This window comes from Vermiculatibacterium agrestimuris, assembly GCF_943193085.1.
In the GTDB taxonomy this organism is placed as follows: Bacteria; Bacillota; Clostridia; order Oscillospirales; family Oscillospiraceae; genus Vermiculatibacterium; species Vermiculatibacterium agrestimuris.
On sequence record NZ_CALPCU010000019.1, the window covers coordinates 1 to 21,359 of the forward strand.

Sequence of the window (21,359 nt, forward strand, 5' to 3'; positions counted from 1 at the left end):
CCCAGAGGGTGCTATTGGCCCCGCGCGGCTGTGTCGGTCAAACCGATCTGGAAGGAGTACCGCTATGTTTGACGCCATCGCGGCCTGGTACGCAGGCCTGTCTACTGCCAGCTTCTTCAACTTCAAATTCTTGCCCAAGTACGCCGTCTACTTTGTCCACGGAGTGGAATATACCCTCCTGCTGGCTGTGGTGTCGGTGCTTTTGGCCATTCTCCCCGCCCTTTTGCTGGCCCTGATGCGCCTGAGCAAGAACCGGGTGGTGAAGAACATCTCAGGGGCGTACATCGCGGTATTCCGCTCCACCCCCCTGTTGGTGCAGCTGTCCATCATCTTCTTCGGCCTGTTCAATGTCATCCGCATCCCCACCATTAAGGTCTTTGGGTTCGTGGATCTGTCCTATTTCATCCCCGGGGTGGTGGCCCTGGCGCTGAACAGCTCCGCCTATGTGGCGGAGATCTTCCGGGCGGGTATCCTGGCAGTGGACGGCGGCCAGATGGAGGCGGCCCGCTCCCTGGGCCTTTCCAAGTGGCAGGGGATGAAGCTGGTGGTGCTGCCCCAGGCGGTGAAGAACATCCTGCCTACCTTGGCCAACGAGATGGTCACCATGGTCAAGGAGTCCTCCATCTGTATGGCGCTGGGGATGCAGGAGCTGATGTGGGGCGCCAAGACGGTGGCGGCCAGCAGCTTTATCTCCATTGGCCCCTACATCCTGGCGGCCATCATCTATTTTTGTATCAATTTCCCTGCCAGCAAGGCCATTGAGGCCGTAGAGAGGAGGATGCGCCGTGGCGATCAGCGGTGAGACCTTGATCCAGGTGCGCCATGTGACCAAGGAGTTCAGCAAGGGCTCCGTCAAGGCGCTGGACGACTGCTCGGTGGATATTGCCCAGGGTGAGGTGGTGGCCATTATCGGCCCCTCCGGCTCCGGCAAGTCCACCCTTCTGCGGTGCCTGAACCTGTTAGAGGTGCCGACCAGCGGCACGGTGCTGTTCCACGGCGTGGACATCACCGACCCCAAGACCGACATTGACCTGCACCGGCGGAAGATGGGCATGGTGTTCCAGCACTTCAACCTCTTCCCCCACATGACGGTGCTGAAGAACATCACCCTGGCCCCCACTCAGCTGGGGCTCTGCTCCGAGGCGGAGGCCCAGGAGAAGGCCATGGCCCTTCTGGAACGGGTGGGCCTTCCTGACAAGGCCCAGGAGTACCCCATCCGCCTGTCCGGCGGCCAGAAACAGCGCATTGCCATCGTCCGGGCCCTGGCCATGGAGCCGGAGGTCATGCTCTTTGACGAGCCCACCTCCGCCCTGGATCCCGAGATGGTGGGAGAGGTGCTGGAGGTTATGAAGGAGCTGGCCCACGAGGGCATGACCATGGTGGTGGTGACCCACGAGATGGGCTTTGCCCGGGAGGTGGGCACCCGGGTGCTCTTCATGGATGGCGGCCGCATCCTGGAGCAGAACACCCCCCAGGAGTTCTTCGCCCATCCCCAGGAGCAGCGCACCATTGACTTTTTGTCCAAGGTGCTCTGAAAGTGCCCTGGGCAAAAAAGATTTCAACAGGAACAGATAAAAAGAGAGGCTTCCGAAGCAGACCGGAAGCCTCTCTTTTTACGTATTTGATGTTTTTCATCGGGCGAGCGGGGCGGGTCATTCCAGCGCCGGTGGGTCAAAATGCTTGTCCAGCGTATAGCCCTTGCCCAGGACGCTGTGGATATCGTCCACCACGACGAAGGCCGTGGGATCGATGTCCATGATGATGTGCTTGATGGCTGTGATCTTCCGGTAGGGTACAATGGATACGATGACCTTTGTCTGTTTCTGCTGGAAGCCGGTCTCGGCGAGATAGGAGGTCATGCCCACATCCGCCTCCCCCAGCAGGGCGGAGCGGATCTCGTCGTGGTGGTCGGAGTAGATGGCGATCTGGCTCTGATTGGCGCCCAAGGTGATCACCCGGTTGACGATGGCCGCGCTGATGAAGATGACCAAAAGACCGTAAAGGGTCTGAACCAGCGGCTGTCCCAGAGCCTGCATCACGATGACGGCCGCGTCGCAGAGGTTGAGCACCGTCGCCACAGGAACGTCGAATTTTTTGTTGAGGATAACGGCAAAGACGTCGAAGCCCCCGGAGGAGGCGCCGCTGCGCAGGATGAGGCCCGCACCCACACCCAGCAGCGCGCCCGCCGCGACGCTGCACAGCATGGGATCCTGCCCGATGGAGGTGAGGGGGTAGCGCATGAAAAACTCCAGCATGGCGGGAAAGAGAAGGCTCACCGCCACCGTTTTCGCCACGAACTGCTTTCCCACAAAGAGCAGGCCCACCGCCAAAAGCGCCAGGTTCACCGCCAGCACCATGGCGGACAGGGGAATGGGAACGGCCAGGACGATGATCTTGGAAAAGCCGGTGACGCCGCCGGAGGCAAAGCCCTGGGGAATGATGATAAGTCCGAAGGCGGCGGCCATAAGGGCCGTGCCAAGGAGCATATCGAAAAGGGCGATGAGCATGTGCGCATATCTCTTCATGGCGTTCCCCCCTGCGCCCTCCCGTGCCGGAGCGTCTCCTCCCGCCGCTTCAGAGTGCGGGGGAAGCGGTAGAAGAAGATGCAGCCGGTGACGGTGGCGGCGCAGATATCGGCGATGGGCTCGGCCAGCCATACGGCAAAGACCTGGTCGGAGAGGATGAGGGGCAGGATGAAGATGAGGGGGATGAGGAGGATGATCTTCCGCAGCAGGGCCAGGAAAAGGGAGATCTTGGCCTCCCCCAGGGCCACAAAGGTCTGCTGGCAGGAGCTCTGCACCCCGAACATGAAGATGCCCCCGAAATAGACCTGCAAAGTCCGCCGGGCGATCTCGGTAAGCGCAGGCTTATCGTTGAAAATGGCGATGAAAACGCCGGGAAAGAGCTCCACCAGGGCCCAGATGGTCACAGTGAAGGCCAGGCAGCTGATAAACAGCAGCCGGAAGGCCCGGCGCACCCGGTCCAGATTCCCCGCCCCGAAGTTGAAGCCGATAATGGGCTGGGCCCCCTGGGCCAGGCCGTGAAGGGGCATGGTGCCCACCTGCATCACCGAGGAGGCGATGGTCATGGCGCCCACATAGGGGTCGCCGCCGTAGAGCTTCAGGGAGGAGTTGAAAGAGATGGACACCAGGCTCTCGGTGGCCTGCATGATGAAGGGGGATACCCCGATGGCCACCACGGGGAGGAGCACCTCCGCCCGCAGCCGCAGGTGTCTCAGCCGCAGGTGGAGGAGGGTGCGCCTGCCCAGAAGAAAGGAGAGCACCCATGCCGCGGAAACGCTCTGGGACAAGATGGTGGCCAGAGCGGCCCCCTGGACGCCCATGTGAAGACCGAAGATAAAGATGGGGTCTAAAATAATGTTGCACACCGCCCCGATGACCACGGTGAGCATGGAGAAGGCGGCGAAGCCCTGGGTGGTGATGAAGTTGTTCAGGCCCAGGGAAAAGAGCACCGAGACAGTGCCCCAGAGGTAGATGGAAAGGTATCCGCTGGCGTAGGGCAGCGTATTCTCGCTGGCGCCGAAGAGGAGCAGCAGAGGCTCCTTAAAGACCTGGAACAGTGCGGTGGAGAGCGCCGCCATCATCAGCAGAAGGGCGGTGCAGCCCCCCAGGATGGCCTCCGCGCCGTCTATGTCCCCCTCTCCCATGCGGATGGCGGCCCGGGAGCCGCCGCCCATTCCCGCCAGGGCGGAGAGGGCGGAGATGAACATGATGATGGGAAAGGCCACCCCCAGGCCGGTGAGGGCCAGATCGCCCACCTCTTCCATATGGCCGATATACATCCTGTCCACGATGTTGTAAAGGGCGTTGATGAGTTGGGCGCACACTGCGGGGATGGCCAGCTTCACCATCAGCTTCCCCACCGGGGCGGAGCCCAGATTGTTTTTATCCTCCATCAGGTATTGCGCTCCCCTTCCAGGAAATAGGTGGCCTCCATGTCCGCTACGCTCAGGGCAAAGGCCAGAGGATATTTTTCCAGCGCCTGGCCCACCATGCGGCTGTCCTCAGAGCCGGAAAAGCCCATATGCCAGCGGATGGCCATGGCCTCCTCCCGCTTGAGCTTCATGAAGCCGGAGATGATGTACACGCTCTTCTCCCCGTGGCCGTAGGGGAGGGGATCGTCAAAGAAAAAGGTGGGGACTTTCTCCCACTGGCCCGTGGCCTCGTTTTTCACGTTCCGGGTACCCGCCTTATAGCAGCCGATCTTGCACAGGTCGTGGAGCAGGGCGGCGATGGCCGCGCTCTCGGCGTCGGCCTCAATGCCGTAGAGCTCCTGTACCCGCTCCCGGGCCAGGTAGTCCACCAGGCAGTGATAGACGTTGAGGCTGTGCTCGCACAGCCCCCCGGCGTAGGCGCCATGGTACCGGGCGGAGGCAGGACAGGAGAAGAAGTCGGACTTGTTCTCCAGGTAGTCCAGCAGAGCCTCGGCCCCCTCCCGGTGAATATTTTCCCGGTAGATTTCAATAAATTCCTCTTTACAGCTCATGGAAAGCCTCCCTTTCTTTTGAAAAAGAGTATATCACAGTTCCGGTACCAAAACAAGGACTGCACTCCCGCTGGCGTCTCTCCATAGGATGAGCCAGAGGTGATCCTATGGATAGTTTCTCCGCCCTGGGGGCGGCTATTTTATTTGCGCTGGCCTGTAATCTGGACACTGTTCTGGCGGCGGTGGGACAGGGAGCCGGCGGGGGACTGGACGGCCGCTCGGTCATGACGGTGGGGTGCGTGACCACCGCTGTGACCTTTCTCTCCCTGACCCTTGGCTCCATAGGGGCGGCCCTGCTGAGCGCCGGAGTGCCGGAGCGGCTGGGCGGCTTGGCCCTTACTGGACTGGGGCTTTGGTACATATTGGATTCCCTCCGGGGCAAGGGGGAGGAAAGCGGCCAAAGCCAGGGCAGAAGCTGGGTGGCCCTCTCCGCTGCCCTGGCGGTGAACAACGCCGGGGTGGGGGTGGCCGCCGGAGTGACGGGCCTGTCCCCTGTTCTGGCCTCCGGGTGCAACTTTTTCATTACCCTTTTGTGCCTGTGGCTGGGCAGGAGGCTGGGCAGGGCCCTGTCAGCCTGGAGCCGGTGGGCCCTGCCCGCCTCGGGGTGGATGCTGGTGGCCCTGGGGCTGTGGCAGCTGATATGAGCAAATCAAGGGGTAGTGGCTCTCAAGAGCCGCTACCCCAACAACAAGTGGGTTTTCGAAAAAATTTTGGCGAAACCTGTTGTCAACTACAGGGGAAATTGCTATAATTATGTAACCCTAATCTGGGATGATGCGCCTGGACACTCTCCGGCGAAAGAGCAGGAAAGGAAGTTGTATCATGAGAAGGAATGGGAAAAAACGGATACTGTCGGCCCTGCTGGCCGCAGTCATGATGTGTTCCCTCTACATCCCCACGCCGGCCGTGGCCGCCCAGAGCGGCCTGACGGGCAGCCTCACCGCCGCGGTGCGGATCGATTACGCCCAGCGGCTGAGCGAGCTGGCCAGCCGAAACGTGCAGGTGGAGCTGCAAAGGGGCGGCGTCGCCCTTGGCTCGGTCTCCCTCACCCAGGAGGGAGTCTTTGACGTGGGCGGCTATCAGGCTGCCGTGACCTCCATGGGGGTGGACGGCGGCGAGCTGGGAGGCGGCCAGTGGCCCGGTTTCCTGGAGGTGACCTTTGAGGATCTGCCCCAGGGGGACTATTCCCTGGCCTTTTCCGGCCGGGGCTATAAGAGCTATACCCAGAAAAACATCACCCTGGGCGACTACTCCCGCCATGTGGTGGTGGGCACCGGCGACGCCACCTTTACCCTGGGCGACGTAAATGGCGACGGGGCGGTGAACGAGAAAGACCGCGCCGCCCTCTCCGCCGTGCTGGGCTCCCAGCGGCCGGAGGAGCTGTACCAGTATGACCTGAACGGCGACAAGGCCATCGACATTGTGGACTTGGCCTATGTGGACAGGCTCATCCATGCCGAGGGCGCCGCCGTCCTGCGGGAGACCGCCCGCATCACCGTGCCCGCCGATATGAAGGCCATGGCCGCTGAGCTGACGGCCCAGGGCACCCTGGCGGTGGGTGATCTGGAGGATATTTTTGCCGACAATGACCAGACCGTCACCTTCCGGGCCCAGGAGGGGGACATCGTCCTGCCGCTGCCCCTGTCCGATACGGTGGATACGCAGGAGATCGAGATCCTTTCCCCTGCCGGAGCGGGGGCCGTTCTGGCGGGCACCGTGACGGTGGAGGGCGCCGGCGGCGAGATCGAACAGCGCACCTTTGACATCACGCCGCCCGCCGGCGTCCACGCCACCTCCCAGGTTCCCGGCAGCAATGTCGTCACCGTGGACTTGGGCCGGCGGATCCCGGTGAAGAAGATCATCATTACCGTCACCAAGACGGAGGGGGGCTATGCCGCCGTTCAGTCCGTCCAGTTCCTCAAGGATATCGTTCCCGAGGTGCCCGTGGCGCCCAATATCCAGGTCAAGGGTCTGGCGACCAAGGCGGGCAGCGAGTCGGTGTCCCTCACCTGGAACCAGCTGCCCAACGTGTCGGGCTACAAGGTGCTCTACTGGCCGGAGCAGAAGGCGGGAGAGGTCAAGGAGCTTCACACCGACGTGACCCAGGCCAAGGTCACGGGGCTGAAGAACCTGGAGACCTATGTGTTTACCGTCACCGCCACCGACGGCACCTGGGAGGGCAAGCCCTCCGACCCGGTGAGCGCCACTCCCGTCCCCGCCAGTGTTCCGGACAAGGTGGACATGGTGAACGTCACCGCCCTGGAAAACGCCCTGAGCGTCTCCTGGAAGGCGGGCAAGTCGGCCACCTATTATGAGCTCTATTATCAGGTCAAGGGCGCTGATACCTGGCTCCAGGCTGGCGGTCAGCTCAAACAGACCAGCGCGGCCATCCAGGGGCTGGAAAACGATGTGACCTATTCCATCTATGTGGTGGCGGGCAACGACGTGGGTAAGGGCCCCCGCTCCGCTATCTACGAGGGCACTCCCAAGGCCGTGAAGTACGAGCGGCCCGAGGGTATCCCCACCATGGGCATTCTGGATAACAGTCTTATCAGCGACATCCGTCTGGCCGACGCGGCCAACCAAACCGGCACCTTCACCTTCCGGGATATGATCGACGACAACTACCGCACCGCCTGGACGGCAAAGAACTGGTGGAGCAACGAGCACGTGATCGTCACCTTTGCCCGGCCGGTGGATCTCTCCGCCGCTATCTGGGTGCCCCGGCTGGACGGCACCTATCCCACCAACCTGCGGGCCTACAGCGTCCGGGTGTGGTATGAGGGGGAGGACTTAAGCTCCGCCGGACACCTCATTGTCCCCGATCCCAAGAACGGGGGCGCGGACAACGGCGGCACCGGACGGGATGTGGATACCTGGCCCAGCGTCCGGGGGAATGCCGCAGTCACCAACTTTGCCATTCTGCCCTTCGGCCCGGCGGAGAAGGTGGCCAAGATCAGTCTGGCGGTGGAGCAGCGGGATTACCTCACCGTCAGCCTCTCTGAGCTGATGTTTATGGAGTATGATCCCGCCCACAGCCTGCCTGGAGAGATCGAGGCCCTCTTTGCCGACGGCCTCCACACCCGGCTGGCCCAGGGGGTCACCCGGGAGCAGATCGAGGCGCTGCGCACCCGGCTCGCCGGCGATGAGCGCAACTACTATCTGAACCTGGACACCCTTGCTGATGAGCTGACCCTGGCGCAGGAGCTGCTGGAGCAGGGCGTAAGCCAGGGCGTGATCCTGGCCGGCCTGGACGCCCGCAGCAGCGGCGCGGACAGCGCCAAATACAGCCAGGGCGGCAGCGACCTCCAACCCCTGGGGATCGCCGCGGCGGCCGGCCAGGAGATCACCGTCTACGCAGAGGGCATCCCCGCCGGGGAGCAGGTGAACCTCTATGCCAGCCAGTTCAACGCCGAGGTCTCTGCCTGGCGCGCCTCCCTGGGCAGCCTGGAGAACGGGCGCAACATCATCACCGTTCCCAGGATCGGCAGCCGGGCGGGCAACAACGGCGGCAGCCTCTATGTCACCTACAGCGGACAAAACGGAGAAAGCATCAAGCTCCATATCCGCCGGGGAACGGATATCCCCGTGCTGGAGCTGTCCCACTGGTACGCCATGGATGAGGCCCAGCGCCGGGCGGTGATCGGGGCCTATGTGGACGAGCTGGATGGCTACCTGGGGGGCATGACCATCGGAAGCCCCACCAGCGACTACCGCAATGTGACGGAGATCTCCACGCCGGTGGCGCTGCTGTCCCTGCCGGCCCTGTCGGTAAAGAACGCCCTGGGCTCGGTCGGCCGGGAGGAGAAGATCCAGACCCTCTATGACGACGTCCTGGCCTGGGAGGACATCATGGCCATCTGCAAGCAGACCCAGGGCATCGACAACGTCTATGAAAACAACGATATGCTCTCCCGCCAGAATATCCGCTGCATGACCATGTTTGCCGGGGCCTTTATGTACGCTGCCGGCAGCCATATCGGCATCGGCTACGGCTCCTGCGGCGGTATGATCACCGGAAAGCCCATCGCCAAGCTGGGGACGGACGCCGCTGCCAACCAGCTTTTCGGCTGGGGGATCGCCCATGAGATCGGCCACAACATGGACAAGCTGGGCAAGGCGGAGATCACCAACAACATTTACGCCATCATGGTGCAGACCTGCGACGGCGGGGAGTACACCTTCCCCTCCCGGCTGGAGAAGAGCGGAAAATACAGCGGGATCTTTACCAAGGTGGCCCAGGGCTATCCCGGCGCCTCCAACGACGTGTTTGTTCAGCTGGGCATGTACTGGCAGCTCCACCTGGCCTATGACACCGGCCGGGAGCCCATGAACTTCTTTAACAGCTTCTTCAAGGCCTGGAAGGCGGGCACCTATACCGCCGGGGCCAATACCTACGACGACCGGGTGGCCCTCACCGCCGCAGGCGTGGCGCGGCGGGATCTGACCGAGTTCTTCACCCGCTGGGGCATGAACCTCAGCGACAAGACCAAGGCCACCCTGGCCGGCTATCAGGAGGAGAGCCGGGCCATCTGGTATCTCAGCGACCAGAGCCGCCGGGATCGCCTGGCGGGCGTCAACGGGGGCAGCGGCACGGTGAAGGCGACGGCGGCGCTGGCAGCCGGGAAGGACAACGAGATCCAGGTCTCCATCGACGCCTCCGGCCTCAAGGGGTCGCTCCAGGGCTTTGAGATCCGCCGCAACGGCGTCTCTGTGGCCTTTGTCGGCGCAGGCTCCGGCAAGAGCTATACCTACACCGACGTCATCGGCTCCGGCAACCACCGCACCTATTTTTACGAGGTGGTGGCCTACGACACCCTGGGCTTCCGCATCAGCGGCGCCAACGCCGGGGAAGTCCGGGTGGCCTATGACAAAACGGTGGATCCCTCTGAGTATGACATTACGGTGAAAAACGGCTCGGTGGTCATTACCCTGAAGAAGGAGACCGCCGTCTCCGGCCTGAAGATCCAGAACATGGCTCCCAACAATGGCAGCTACCACGTGGTGGTCGCGGACAAGGAGGGCAAGGAGACCACCGCCCTCACCGGCGCGTTTACCGCTGCCCAGAACCAGGCGGTGGACGATAAGGACAGCTTCCTGCGCTACTTCCGGATGCCGGGGGCGGCGGAGAGCGACACCCGCATCTGGACTTACGACGCCAAAACGGTGACCATCACCGGCGTCCCCGCGGGGATCCGGCCGGAGAATGTGGCGCTCATCACCTATCCCGGCGACGACGTGGCCTTCCTGGAGGGGGCCACCATGGGCCTTCTGTCAGAGGACTACCAGTATTCCGCCCTGGACGAAAACGGCAACGAGACCACCGAGACCATTCCCCAGGGCACCCTGGTGATCCTGGGCACCTACCGGGGCGATCCGCTGTACAACACCCTGGCGGTGGAGGGCCGCTATACCGCCACGACCATGGACGCCAGCGGCGAGGTCACGGAGAGCGACGTGGTGGAGCGGCCGGTGGCGGGCTATGCCTTCCTCTTTGCCGAGGTGCCGGAGACGGGCCCCGTATGCGATATCAGCGACGGCATCTTCCTCTTTGTCCCCGACGTGCAGCAGGAGGCCCAGCTCCAGGGGGAGAGCTCCCACTGTGACGCGCAGAATCTCCTGCCCAGCCAGATCCGGGTGAGCCTCTACCGCACCGACGATCCCAACGACGCCTCCAGCCGCCGCCTCACTGCCCAGACCCTGTGGATCTACAGCCCCGGCGGCGAGCGGGAGGATATGCCCACGGTGGTGCTGAAGGGGGGAAGTGGGAAATGAGAGGGAAGCGTTCTCTCGGCGCGCTTGCGCTGACTCTGGCCCTGGTCTTGGGCCTGGCCGCCCCCGCCTTTGCCGCCCAGCTGCGGCTGACCTACCAGATGAACAGCGGCGGCAACGCCGCCACCCTCACCCTCCAGGGGCTGGGGGAGGAGAGCGTCTACGGCGTTCAGCTGGAGCTGACCCTTCCGGGGAGCGTCACGGCGCGCTTTTCTCCCAGCGATGGCGGGACTTACAGCCCCGAGTGCCGGGTGGAGACTTCGGATAAGAGCACCCGGGTCACGGTCTACCTTACCGCCCAGACGCCCCTGAACGAAAATGGCATACTGCCCCTGGGAACGCTGACGGTGAGCAAGACCTTCTCCATGCCCGGCACCGTTACGGTCACCCTGCTGAACCGGGAGTTGGAGGCCATCTCCGGAGCCGGCGCCGCGGTGGCCTCCACCAGCGTACAGCAGACCCAGAGCAGCGATGACGATGACGATGAGCCGGACCGGTACCGGGTGCGGATCTCCTCTGCCCGGAACGGAGCGGTGAAGGCGGACGTGACCCGGGCGGAGGCCCGGGCCATGGTGACCCTCACCGTGGAGCCGGAGAACCGCTACGGATTGGAGACGCTCAAGGTCACCAGCTCCAGAGGCAATGAGATGGCCCTCACCGACGTGGGCGGCAACCGCTTTACCTTCTATATGCCCTCTGCCGATGTAGAGGTCACCGCCTCCTTCCACTGGACCGGACTGGAGCACATTGATATGAATTTCCTGGACGTGGTGGAGAGCGACTGGTATCATGAGGCAGTCCACTTTGTCTTTGAAAGCGGCATGATGAAGGGCACCGACCAGGGGCTCTTCTCCCCGGATGTGGACACCTCCCGGGGCATGATCGTCACCATCCTCCACCGGCTGGAGGGGACGCCCCAGGCGGGCCTGTCCGGCTTTGCCGACGTGCCGGCCGGCGAGTATTACACCGACGCGGTGGGCTGGGCCGCCCAAAACGGCATCGTCAGCGGCTATGGCGAGGGGGCGGAGGGGATGTTTGGCCCCAATGACTCCATTACCCGGGAGCAGCTGGCCGCCATTCTCTACCGCTACGCGGAGAAGAAGGGCCTTGACGTGACGGTGCGGGGCGACCTTAGCACCTATGCGGACGCCGGGAGCGTTTCCGACTACGCCGTGGAGCCCCTTCGCTGGGCGGTGGGGGTCGGCCTCATCTCCGGTATGGGAGACGGCACCATCGCCCCAGGCGGCAAGGCCACCCGGGCTCAGGTGGCCACCATCCTTACCCGCTACTGCCAGAACCTGGCGGACTGAGGGCAAAAAAGAGAAGAAGCGGCGTTTCACACAGAAACGCCGCTTCTTTTTATCTTGTTTCCATCCAGGTGCGCAGAGCCTTGGCACAATCCTGGCAGTCCCGCCCTATATCGCGGTAGAGATCGATGAGACAGGGGTCGCTGGAGGCGTTGGCGGCGGAGAAGAAGTCCAACGCCAGCCGCTGCTCCGCCAGGAACCGGCCCCGAAGCCGAAGAGCGAGACTTTCGTTGCTGAGCCGGGGAGCGGCAGGGGAGGCGTATTGCTCCCCGGCAATGAGGAACCGGGCTGCGGCCAGCCGCTTTGCCTGTCTGCGCTTTTCTCTGGCCAGTGTGGGCAGCAGCGTCTCCCGCCGCCACCGCCGGGCCAGGGCCTGATAGGTCTGCACGCCCTCCTCTGTGGCGTCCAGCAGGCGCTCCAGGGTGGGGAGCTCTTTGGCGCTGAACTCTCCCAGACATACGGGAGGTTCCGGAGCGGTTTGGAGCGGGGGTTGGGGAGGCTGTACTGCGGGAACTGGAGCGGCGGGCTGGGCGGAGAGGGGCACGGTATCCACCGTGAAGGGACAGTCGGGACGGGGCTCCGGCATCACCCGCTGCCACACCCGCTGAAAGGCGGCCTGATCCAAGGCACCGGTCTGGAGTTCTTCCATGGCGATTCCTCCTTGAAGTCCATTTCCCTCCATCCTATGCAGCAGAAGAAAAAATGGAACGGAAAGAGGATAAAAAGGGTTGACAAGCGGCAAAACTTTGGATATAATAATTCCTGCGTCTGGACGATTAGCTCAGCTGGTATGAGCATCCGCTTGACGTGCGGGAGGTCACAGGTTCAAGTCCTGTATCGTCCACCAGTTTGTTTCCCCATCAAATTCAAAATGGGGCCCCCGGCAAATCGTGAAACGATTTGGTGGGGAGAGGAAGAACGGTTCAGCGGATGTGAAGTTTTGGCCATAGGCCGAAACGAAACGGAGCGTAACCGTTCTGACGTGCGGGCATAGCTCATCTGGTAGAGCGCCACCTTGCCAAGGTGGAGGTAGCGAGTTCGAGCCTCGTTGCCCGCTCCAAAAAAACAGGTCATCCCTTATGGGATGACCTGTTTTTCTTTCGTGCTTTTACACCTGCGTGGGGCCGGGATCGGCATCAGCGAAGGTTCGCATAGCCTCCTCGGTCTCCTCCCGCCGCTCCTCGATGGCCTCCTTGAGGAGCATATCCTTCACCTTCATCAGGCGAATGGTGCTGGAGCGCTCATTTTCGTCCAGCTTCATGGTGATATACTTGATGGTCTCCTCCATCTGGGGGATCTTCACATATTCCAGCGCGTTGACCCGGCGGCGGGTCTTCTCGATCTCCTGGGCCAAAAGCTGGGAGGTCTTTTCGATCTCCGCCAGGCGGAGCATATCCCGGAAGACCTCGCCCAGAGCCTCCACCGCGTCGTCCAGCTCGCCGCTGGTGGCGGCAAAGCCGTAGGGGGCGGCGGAGCCCTCCGCGCTCCCGGTGGTGTGGAAGGTATAGACGGGCACATTGACGCTCATAACGTTCTGGAAGCCCATTTCCAGGCAGACTGACTCCCTGGGGTAGAGGATGGCCTGCTCCAGCATTTCCGGGGACATGACCGCCGATGCGGCGGCAAAGGCGGTGTTGGCCCGGGTCAGGCCCTCCTCCACCTTCCGGCGCAGGGTGCGGTTCTCCCGCACCACGTCCATGAACTGCTTCATCAGCTCGTCCCGCTTGTCCTTGAGGAGCTTGTGGCCCCGGCTGGCGGTGCGCAGCCGCCCCTTGAGCCGGGTCAGCTCCATGCGGGTGGGATTCACGTTCAAAGCGGGCATGGTTTAGTCCTCCTTTTTGAGCCGGTCATCCCTTAGCGGCTTCGCCGCTGGGGAGGTAGGCGTCAATGAACTCCGTCTTGATCCGCTTCAGCTCCGCCCTGGGCAGGATGCTCAGCAGCTCCCAGCCCAAGGTCAGAGTCTCTTCAATGGAGCGGTTTTCGTCGGGGCCCTGGGAGACATAGCGCTGCTCGAACTGGTCGGCAAACTTGGCGTAGAGAAGGTCGGTGGGGCTGAGAGCCGCCTCGCCCAGGATGCTCATCAGCTCCTTGTTCTCCTTACCGGTGGAGTAGGCGGCGAAGAGCTGGTTGAGTACGCCGGAGTGGTCGGCCCGGGTCTTGCCCTCGCCGATGCCCTTGTCCTTCAGACGGCTCAGGGAGGGCAGCACGTCGATGGGGGGATTGACGCCCCTGCGGAACAGCTCCCGGCTCAGAATGATCTGCCCCTCGGTGATATAGCCCGTCAGGTCGGGGATGGGGTGGGTCTTGTCGTCCTCGGGCATGGTGAGGATGGGGATCATGGTGATGGAACCCGCCTTGCCCAGCTGCCGGCCCGCCCGCTCATACATGGTGGCCAGGTCGGTGTAGAGATAGCCGGGGTAGCCCCGGCGGCCGGGCACTTCCTTCTTGGCCGCGGAGATCTCCCGCAGGGCCTCGGCATAGTTGGTGATGTCGGTGAGGATGACCAGCACGTGCATGTTCTTCTCAAAGGCCAGGTATTCCGCGGCGGTGAGGGCCATCCGGGGGGTGGCGATCCGTTCCACGGCGGGGTCATTGGCCAGGTTGGTAAAGAGTACGGTGCGGTCGATGGCGCCGGTGCGGCGGAACTCCTCCACGAAGAAGTTGGACTCCTCAAAGGTGATGCCGATGGCGGCGAAGACCACGGCGAAGTTGGCCCCCTCGTCCCCCAGCACTTTGGCCTGCCGGGCGATCTGGGCCGCCAGAGCGGCGTGGGGCAGGCCGGAGCCGGAGAAGATGGGCAGCTTCTGGCCGCGCACCAGGGTGTTCAGACCGTCGATGGCGGAGATGCCGGTCTGGATAAACTCGTTGGGATAGTCCCGGGCAGCGGGGTTCATGGGCAGGCCGTTGATGTCCCGGTACTCGTCGGGCAGGATATCAGGGCCGCCGTCGATGGGCGCTCCCATGCCGTTGAAGACCCGGCCCAGCATCTCGGAGGACACGCCCAGCTGAAGAGGGTGGCCCAAAAAGCGCACCTTGGAGTCGGCCAGGTTGATGCCGGCAGAGGGCTCGAAGAGCTGGACGACGGCATTTTCGCCGTTGACCTCCAGCACCTTGCAGTGGCGGATGTCGCCATTGGGCAGCTCGATCTCTCCCAGCTCGTCGTAGGTGACGCCCTGCACCTTGCGCACCATCATCAGGGGGCCGTTGACCTCCTGAATGGTCTTGTATTCACGAATCATGCGTCCTCGCCTCCCTTCACCACGGCCTGGTCGATCTGCTCGGTCATCTCACGGGCCATGTCGGCGTAAACCGTGGGGAACGCCTCGTCGGGCACCGTTTTGGCCCGGCCCATCTTCTCCCGGAAGGGGATCTCGAACAGGTCGGTCACCCGGGCCCCCTTGGCGATGGCGGAACGGCAGAGCTTGTCGTAATCCAGGATCATCTGGAGCATCTTGTCCTGACGCTCGTAGCTGGAATACCAGTCCACCTCCAAAAAGCCGTTTTGCTGCAGGAAATCCTCCCGGAGCATCTTGGCGGTCTCCAGGGTGAGCTGGTCGCCCGGGGACAGGGAATCCTTGCCCACCAGCTGGACGATCTCATTGAGGTTGGCCTCCTCCTGAAGGATAGCCATGGCCTTGTCCCGGTTCTGCATGAACTGGGGCCCCAGGTTCTCGTCGTACCAACTCTTCAGGGAGTCCAGGTACAGGGAGTAGGAGTTGAGCCAGTTGATGGCGGGGAAGTGCCGCCGGTAGGCCAGAGAGGCGTCCAGAGCCCAGAAGACCTTGACGATGCGCATGGTGGCCTGGCTCACCGGCTCAGAGAGGTCGCCGCCGGGAGGAGACACGGCGCCCACGGCGGTGAGGGAGCCCCGGCGCGCGTTGTCGGAACCCATGCACTCCACTACGCCGGCGCGTTCGTAGAACTGGCTCAGGCGGGAGGACAGGTAGGCGGGGTAGCCCTCCTCGCCGGGCATCTCCTCCAACCGGCCGGACATCTCCCGGAGCGCCTCGGCCCAGCGGGAGGTGGAGTCGGCGATGACGGCCACGTCGTAGCCCATATCCCGGAAATACTCGGCAATGGTGATGCCGGTGTAGATGGACGCCTCCCGGGCGGCCACGGGCATATCGGAGGTGTTGGCGATGAGCACCGTGCGTTTCATCAGCGGCTCGCCGTTGCGGGGATCCACCAGCTCGGGGAACTCCCGGAGCACGTCGGTCATCTCATTGCCGCGCTCGCCGCAGCCGATGTAGATGACGATATCCACATCAGACCACTTGGCCAGAGCGTGCTGCATCACCGTCTTGCCGGAGCCGAAGGGTCCGGGGATAGCGGCGGTGCCGCCCTTGGCCACGGGGAACAGGGCGTCCACGATGCGCTGGCCGGAGAGCAGGGGGGTCTTGGGGGGATACTTGTGCTTATAGGGCCGGCCCACACGCACCGGCCAGGTCTGCATCAGCTTCAGCTCGTGGCGCTCTCCCTTTTCGTCCAGCAGAATACCCACCGGCTCGGTGACGGTGTACTCCCCAGCCTGGATGGAGAGGATCTCGCCCCGCAGGCGGGGGGGCACCATGATCTTGTGGAGGACGGAGACGGTCTCGGGCACAGTGCCGATGACGTCGCCGCCCACCACCTTGTCTCCCGCCTTCACCGTGGGGGTGAAGGCCCACTTTTTCTCCCGGTTCAGGCCGGGCAGCTCGATGCCCCGGGTGATGCTGGCGCCGGCGGCCTTGACGATCTCCTCCAAGGGCCGCTGGATGCCGTCGTAGATGTTCTCGATCATGCCGGGGCCCAGCTCCACGCTGAGGGGGGCGCCGGTGGTGATGACGTCGGCGCCGGGGCCCAGGCCGGAAGTCTCCTCGTAGACCTGGATGGAGGCCGAGTCGCCGTTCATGGTCAGGATCTCGCCAATGAGCCGCTGGGGGCCCACCCGCACCACGTCGGCCATGTTGGCGTCGCTGAGGCCGGTGGCCACCACCAGCGGGCCGGAGACCTTCACAACTTTTCCGCTCAAATTTTCAACCTTCTTTCTTGAAAGGTATCTTTCCTATAAAAAGCCATATCACGCGCCGCAAGGGGCTGACCGCTCGGTCGCTTTACCCGCAAGGGGCACGCCCCATCCGTAAGGTCGCTTCGCTCCCAACGGCTGGGCAGTCCCTCCGACTCAGCCTGGTCTTCGGGCCGCAGGCGGCCCTACGCTCGGCTTCGCTCCAGTCCAAGCTCCCTCGCAGCCCCTTGCTCCACGCTTACAGAATATCCGCGCCCACGGCCCGTTCCACCGCGGTCTTCACATTTTCCATGCCGATGCCCAGAGAGCCCTCTTTCCCCGGAATGAGGATGACGGCGGGGGTGAGGGCGTCTTTATACCGGGCGATCTCAGGGCCCATGTCCTTGGCGTAGCCCTCGGTGAGATAGATGATGGCATAGTTTTCCTTGGCCAGCCGGCGAAGGGTGGCCTTGGCCTGCTCCACATCCTCGGCGGGGAAAACCTCCAGCCCCAGGGCGCGGAAGCCCAGGACGCTGTCCCTGTCGCCCAGAGCGGCGATCTTATACTCAGACATAGCTCTCACGCAGCCTTTCTCGGATGGCCTCGGCCTTCATGCCCGCCTGGCGGCCGGAGAAGATGGTGCGGATGGCGGTGGCCTCCGCCTCCCGGGCACACAGGTAGCCCACCACTGGCTGCTCCCCAAAGGCCACCCGCCTGGCCTGGGAGAGGTAGGCGGTGAGGGCGTCGTCGCAGGCGCGCTCAAAGGCGGTGAGGCTGCCGGAGTCGGGGGCGGTAAGGGCCGTGCCCAGTTGGGCCGCGCTCTCCAGCGGGGAGGCGGCAAAGGGCTTGGCCAGCTCCCCACCCTTGGCGGCAGCCACGGCGGCCGGGGAGACGTTCCCGCCCTCCAGCAGGCTCTCCCCCAAAAGCTCGGCTCCGGCGCCCATCCGGGCGCAGCGCACGGCGGCGCGAAGGTTCACCGCGTCCACGCACAGGCGCACATAGCCCTGAAGGAAGGGGCTTCCGCTGTCCTTGGCGGCCTGGGTCATCTCGGCGTAGCAGGCCCGATCCAGGATCAGGTCGGCGCGCTGGGGATCCCGCCGCTCGGTGAGGAGGGCGCCCGCCGCCTCCACTGCCTTGCGGAAGACGGGGCTCACGGCGTCCAGGTCGCCCCGGTGATAAGCCTCCGCCAAGGCGTGGGGGTCATACCGCCCACCGGCCATGAGCAGCCGCGCGGCGTCCTCTCCCAGAGCCTCGGCCTTGAGCAGGGCCTTGGCGTTATGGTAGTCGTACTTGATCTGGAACACCTCCACCAGCGCGCGCTGGGGTACGGCGTCCCTCAATTCCTGAAACAACTCCACCCTGGCCTTGGACAGCACGGCGTTGACGGCGGGGGCGGACAGGCCCTCGGGCTCGGCGTAGCCGCACTCGGTGATGACCTTGGCGCACTCCTCGTCGGTTCGGGCCTCCAGCATCCGCTCCCGGCGCTCTCTGGTGAGCAGCCGGTTTTCCATGGCCCGGATCCAGGCGGAGATGGAGAGATAATCGGTATCTTTCAAAGCGTTCTCCTTTCCCGGCGGAGCCGCTCAGGGCCCGTCAAAGAGGATGGCGGCGACCTCCTGCTCCAGTCCGGCGCGGGACAGGCGCACCAAAGTCTCAAAGGCACAGTTGACCTCCACGCCCTCGCCCGCCAGGATAAAGCCGCCCCGGATGGGCCGGGTCTGCTCCGATACGGTGAGCTGTCCGGTGCCCGCCAAAAGGGCGCTGCCGGCGGTGACGACTTTGTCCAGAATGGCCCCGGCGGCAGAGCCGGTAAGCTCGTCAGGGAGCTTAGGGGCCACTTGCTTGGCCAGCTTTTCGTTGGCCCTGGCCACCACCTTTTTGCCCGCCTTGTCCCGGTCGGCCTTGGAGAAGAGCACCTCCTCCCGGCCGGTGACGGCGGCCTTGACGCACAGGTCGCTGAGCAAGTCCACATATGTCTCCTCCGGCAGGCTCAACAGCTGCTCCAGGGCCTTGTCGAAGGCCAGGGAGAGCATCTCCTGCTTGGTGGCGAGGATCTGCTTGCGCCCCTCCAGAGCGGCCATGTTTTCCATACGTCTGACCTGCTCGGCGGCGTCCCGCTCCCCCTTTTCCAGAATGGTTTGGGCGAGGGCCTGAGCCTGACGGTCATAGTCGGCCCGGATGGCCTGGGCCTGCGCTTTGGCCTCGGCCAGGAGGCCGTCGGCCTGGGCCTGGGCGTCAGCGGCAATGCGCGCTTTGATTTGATCCAATCCGTTCATATGAAATCCCCTTCCTGTGGGATCAGAACTGCAGGAGCATCAGCATGGAGGCCAACAGGGACAAAATGGCGTAGAACTCCACGATGCCGCACAGCAGAAGGCCCTTGGACCAGTCGTCGGGCTTCTTGGCCAGGATGTTGATGGAGCCGGCGGCCACCCGGCCCTGGGCGATGGCGGAGAGAAGTCCGCCCAGCGCCATGGGCATGCAGGCCACAAAATAGGCCATGCCCTGCTGGGTGGTCATGTTCAGCAGGGCGGTAAAGTCGCCGCCCATCAGGCCCATGCGGGCGATGGCGAAGAAGAACACCACCATGCCGTAGAGCCCCTGGGTGCCGGGCAGCAGCTGAAGCACCATGACCTTACCGGACTTGGAGGGATCCTCGCTGAGCAGGCCGGTGCCCGCCTCGCCGGCGATGCCGGTGCCCTTGGCGGAGCCGACACAGGAAAGACCGACCGCCAGGCCGGCGCCCAGCAAAGCCAGGGCCAGGCCGCCGATGGAGCCCAGGAAGGTCAGGCTCTGCTGCAGTTGTACCATTTGAGTGAGATCCATTGTTAGTTCCTCCTTATTGATTGACTATGTCAACATACTGTGTGGAGATATCCAAAGGCTGGAAGGCCCGTCCGCCGTCTTCATAGAACCGGCCGAAGAACTCCAGACACTGAAGGCGCATGTCGTGGACGTAACAGCCCAGGACATTAAGGGCAAAGTTCAGGGCGTTGCCGATCATGGCGATGATGAAAAAGGCCACCACATTTCCCGTCATGGCGCCCAGCTGGTTGAACACCTGGGCCACCACTGCCCCGGCCAGCATGAGGGCCATAAGGCGGGAATAGGACAAAATGTCGCTGAAATAACCGGTGATGTTATTGTAGAGAGAGCCGCCGATGCCCACCAGCTTTCCCACAAGGCCCTTCTTACCGTAGCCCTGGGTGAGAACCAGCAGGATCAGGATGGCGATCAGGGCCGTATTGACGGAGATGACGCCCGCCGCGGCGACGCCCGCCAGGACGAACACCAGGTACCAGGCGCCCTCGCCGCACAGGGCGGCCATCACCTCTCCCTGCTTGATCTTTCGGTACATGCTCACGGCCATGCCCACAAAGATCTGGCACACGCCCAGGATCAGGGAGCCGATGAGCACCGGCACCGCATCATCCAAAGGGGAGAACAGGGCCGGCATCTGGGTAAAGGTGGTGTTGGGGTCGATGAGCATGGCCATCTGGGGCAACAGGTCGCCGAAGAAGCCGCCGGTCAGGGCCCCCCAGATGAAGGTGCTCACGCCACACAGGCCCAGCAGGGGCATCATGTGCCGCACGGTGGGGCCCTTGGGCTTCAAGAGCTTGATGGAGAGGATGGACACCAGCATCATTACGATGCCGTAGCCCATGTCCGCCATCATCATCCCGTAGAACAGGATGAAGAAGGGGGCCATCAGGGGATTGGGATCCACCGAGCCGTAAGCGGGCAGAGAATACATCTCTGTGACCATGCTCATGGGGGAGGTGAGCTTGCCGTTTTTCAGCTTCACCGGCACCTGGGGATACTCCTCCTCCGTGGGGTCGGTGACCTCCCAGGCGTAGGGGAAGCTGTCCAGCAGCGCCTTGACCCGTCCTTCGTCCTCAGCGGGGAACCAGCCGGAGAGGAAGAAGCTCTCCCCCGTGTCCCACAGGCGGCTCTTGGCCTCCTCCCGGCGGACTTCCTGCCGGGCGCGGTCGGTAAAGAGCTTCAAAGCCTGGGCCTGATCCCCGGCCCCGGCGATCTGTTCAGTGAGGGCCTGAGCCTTGGCGTCGTTTTCCTTCAGGGCTTTTTGCAGGCGCAGGTCATTGTCCCCGGCGGTGCCCGTCAGATCCCGGAAGACCGTCCGGGTAAAGCCCCAGCGCTGGAGGACTTCCATGACCTCCCCCTCCACGCTTTTGTGGCACAGCAGGAAGAGATATTGAAGGCCGGCGTCCTTCCCCGCCGGGGTGAGGGCGCAAAGCTGCCCGGCCTGGCCCAGCGCTTCGGCGAGCTCGTCAAGCGACCCGGCGGCGGGGATAGAGCCGAAAAGAGCGCTCACCGCCTGGGTAGAGGCGGTGTCCAGAGGCACGTCCAGCTCCAGCCAGGGCTGCAGCGCGGCGCGCTGGTTTTGGAGCTTGGCCTGCTCAGCGGTCAGGGCGGTGAGCTCCTGCTGAAGGGCACGCAGCTGCCGGGCCGTCTCCTCCGTCCTGGCGTAGGCCTCGTCATCAAAGAACTGCCCGGCGCTGACCTCGGGCCGGGGGGTAAGCCCACCCGACTTTTCGCCGCTGTAGCGCTTCAGAAGCTCCAGAGCCTGCCCGCCCAGCTCCAGCCGCTCTCTGGCGGCGGAAAGGGCCGAGGCGTCCGGCCGGCGCAGGGTCTCAAAGAGAGGGTCGCCCGGCTCCGGCGTGGACTCGTCCACCTGCACGCAGCCCAGCCGCTGGAGGCCGTTGAAGATGGCCTCCCGATCGGACTGAAGGGCGATGAGCCGCAGCCGTTTCATGGTTACGATGGACATT

The 21,359-nt window shown here is 63.7% G+C and carries 17 protein-coding genes and 2 tRNA genes; 7 read left to right on the forward strand and 12 right to left on the reverse strand.

What is annotated here, in order from left to right; genetic code table 11:
* The first annotated feature begins 64 nt into the window (after positions 1 to 64).
* Both NFR87_RS07545 and NFR87_RS07550 read left to right on the forward strand, forming a co-directional pair.
* Positions 65 to 802, forward strand: coding sequence for an amino acid ABC transporter permease (locus tag NFR87_RS07545; RefSeq protein ID WP_251448598.1), 738 nt, complete (start codon positions 65 to 67; stop codon positions 800 to 802).
* Between the two features lie 4 nt (positions 803 to 806).
* A complete protein-coding gene (locus tag NFR87_RS07550; RefSeq protein ID WP_251448658.1) occupies positions 807 to 1,535 on the forward strand; it encodes an amino acid ABC transporter ATP-binding protein in 729 nt (242 codons plus the stop codon).
* A 117-nt stretch (positions 1,536 to 1,652) separates the two neighbouring features.
* Here NFR87_RS07550 and NFR87_RS07555 read toward each other — a convergent pair whose 3' ends face one another.
* The 3 genes from NFR87_RS07555 to NFR87_RS07565 are packed head-to-tail and all read right to left on the reverse strand — an operon-like array spanning position 1,653 to position 4,506.
* Positions 1,653 to 2,525 (reverse strand): YitT family protein, encoded by an 873-nt coding sequence (locus NFR87_RS07555; protein WP_251448600.1) that lies wholly within the window; start codon positions 2,523 to 2,525, stop codon positions 1,653 to 1,655.
* The gene (locus NFR87_RS07560; RefSeq protein WP_251448603.1) at positions 2,522 to 3,916 is read right to left on the reverse strand and encodes an MATE family efflux transporter; all 1,395 of its coding nucleotides are present in this window, start codon (positions 3,914 to 3,916) and stop codon (positions 2,522 to 2,524) included. The genes NFR87_RS07555 and NFR87_RS07560 overlap by 4 nt, the downstream gene beginning before the upstream one ends.
* Positions 3,916 to 4,506, reverse strand: coding sequence for an HD domain-containing protein (locus NFR87_RS07565; protein ID WP_251448606.1), 591 nt, complete (start codon positions 4,504 to 4,506; stop codon positions 3,916 to 3,918). Before NFR87_RS07565 ends, NFR87_RS07560 begins: the two co-directional genes overlap by 1 nt.
* 107 nt (positions 4,507 to 4,613) lie before the next feature.
* Here NFR87_RS07565 and NFR87_RS07570 point away from each other — a divergent pair, with 107 nt between their 5' ends.
* From NFR87_RS07570 to NFR87_RS07580, 3 genes are all read left to right on the forward strand, one after another.
* Complete coding sequence (locus tag NFR87_RS07570) at positions 4,614 to 5,150, forward strand: MntP/YtaF family protein (protein ID WP_251448609.1); 537 nt, start codon at positions 4,614 to 4,616, stop codon at positions 5,148 to 5,150.
* Between the two features lie 178 nt (positions 5,151 to 5,328).
* A complete protein-coding gene (locus NFR87_RS07575) occupies positions 5,329 to 10,281 on the forward strand; it encodes a fibronectin type III domain-containing protein (RefSeq protein WP_251448611.1) in 4,953 nt (1,650 codons plus the stop codon).
* Positions 10,278 to 11,588: an S-layer homology domain-containing protein gene (locus tag NFR87_RS07580; protein ID WP_251448613.1), complete on the forward strand. Its 1,311-nt coding sequence runs from the start codon at positions 10,278 to 10,280 to the stop codon at positions 11,586 to 11,588. The genes NFR87_RS07575 and NFR87_RS07580 overlap by 4 nt, the downstream gene beginning before the upstream one ends.
* Positions 11,589 to 11,637: 49 nt before the next feature.
* Here the strand turns inward: NFR87_RS07580 and NFR87_RS07585 are convergent, their stop codons facing one another.
* Positions 11,638 to 12,234 (reverse strand): hypothetical protein, encoded by a 597-nt coding sequence (locus NFR87_RS07585; RefSeq protein ID WP_251448615.1) that lies wholly within the window; start codon positions 12,232 to 12,234, stop codon positions 11,638 to 11,640.
* A 121-nt stretch (positions 12,235 to 12,355) separates the two neighbouring features.
* On the opposite strand from NFR87_RS07585, the gene NFR87_RS07590 reads away from it, so the two are divergent.
* Positions 12,356 to 12,432 (forward strand) — tRNA-Val (locus NFR87_RS07590).
* Positions 12,433 to 12,569: 137 nt separating this feature from the next.
* Positions 12,570 to 12,645, forward strand: a tRNA-Gly gene (locus NFR87_RS07595).
* Between the two features lie 48 nt (positions 12,646 to 12,693).
* Here NFR87_RS07595 and NFR87_RS07600 read toward each other — a convergent pair.
* The 8 genes from NFR87_RS07600 to NFR87_RS07635 all read right to left on the reverse strand — a co-directional run bounded on the left by NFR87_RS07600 (position 12,694) and on the right by NFR87_RS07635 (position 21,358).
* The gene (locus tag NFR87_RS07600) at positions 12,694 to 13,407 is read right to left on the reverse strand and encodes a V-type ATP synthase subunit D (protein ID WP_251448617.1); all 714 of its coding nucleotides are present in this window, start codon (positions 13,405 to 13,407) and stop codon (positions 12,694 to 12,696) included.
* Positions 13,408 to 13,432: 25 nt separating this feature from the next.
* Positions 13,433 to 14,824, reverse strand: a complete 1,392-nt coding sequence (locus tag NFR87_RS07605; protein ID WP_251448618.1) for a V-type ATP synthase subunit B — start codon at positions 14,822 to 14,824, stop codon at positions 13,433 to 13,435.
* Positions 14,821 to 16,596 carry a V-type ATP synthase subunit A gene (locus NFR87_RS07610; protein WP_251448619.1) on the reverse strand — a complete coding sequence of 592 codons (1,776 nt, stop codon included), beginning with the start codon at positions 16,594 to 16,596 and terminating at the stop codon, positions 14,821 to 14,823. The genes NFR87_RS07605 and NFR87_RS07610 overlap by 4 nt, the downstream gene beginning before the upstream one ends.
* 232 nt (positions 16,597 to 16,828) lie before the next feature.
* On the reverse strand, positions 16,829 to 17,143 hold the full coding sequence (locus tag NFR87_RS07615) for a V-type ATP synthase subunit F (protein ID WP_251448620.1): 315 nt from the start codon (positions 17,141 to 17,143) through the stop codon (positions 16,829 to 16,831).
* Positions 17,136 to 18,125, reverse strand: a complete 990-nt coding sequence (locus NFR87_RS07620; RefSeq protein WP_251448621.1) for a V-type ATPase subunit — start codon at positions 18,123 to 18,125, stop codon at positions 17,136 to 17,138. The genes NFR87_RS07615 and NFR87_RS07620 overlap by 8 nt, the downstream gene beginning before the upstream one ends.
* A gap of 27 nt (positions 18,126 to 18,152) precedes the next feature.
* The gene (locus NFR87_RS07625; RefSeq protein ID WP_251448622.1) at positions 18,153 to 18,845 is read right to left on the reverse strand and encodes a V-type ATP synthase subunit E; all 693 of its coding nucleotides are present in this window, start codon (positions 18,843 to 18,845) and stop codon (positions 18,153 to 18,155) included.
* Positions 18,846 to 18,867: 22 nt separating this feature from the next.
* Positions 18,868 to 19,395, reverse strand: a complete 528-nt coding sequence (locus NFR87_RS07630; RefSeq protein WP_251448623.1) for a V-type ATP synthase subunit K — start codon at positions 19,393 to 19,395, stop codon at positions 18,868 to 18,870.
* Positions 19,396 to 19,408: 13 nt separating this feature from the next.
* Positions 19,409 to 21,358: a V-type ATP synthase subunit I gene (locus NFR87_RS07635; RefSeq protein WP_251448624.1), complete on the reverse strand. Its 1,950-nt coding sequence runs from the start codon at positions 21,356 to 21,358 to the stop codon at positions 19,409 to 19,411.
* Position 21,359 lies beyond the last annotated feature (1 nt).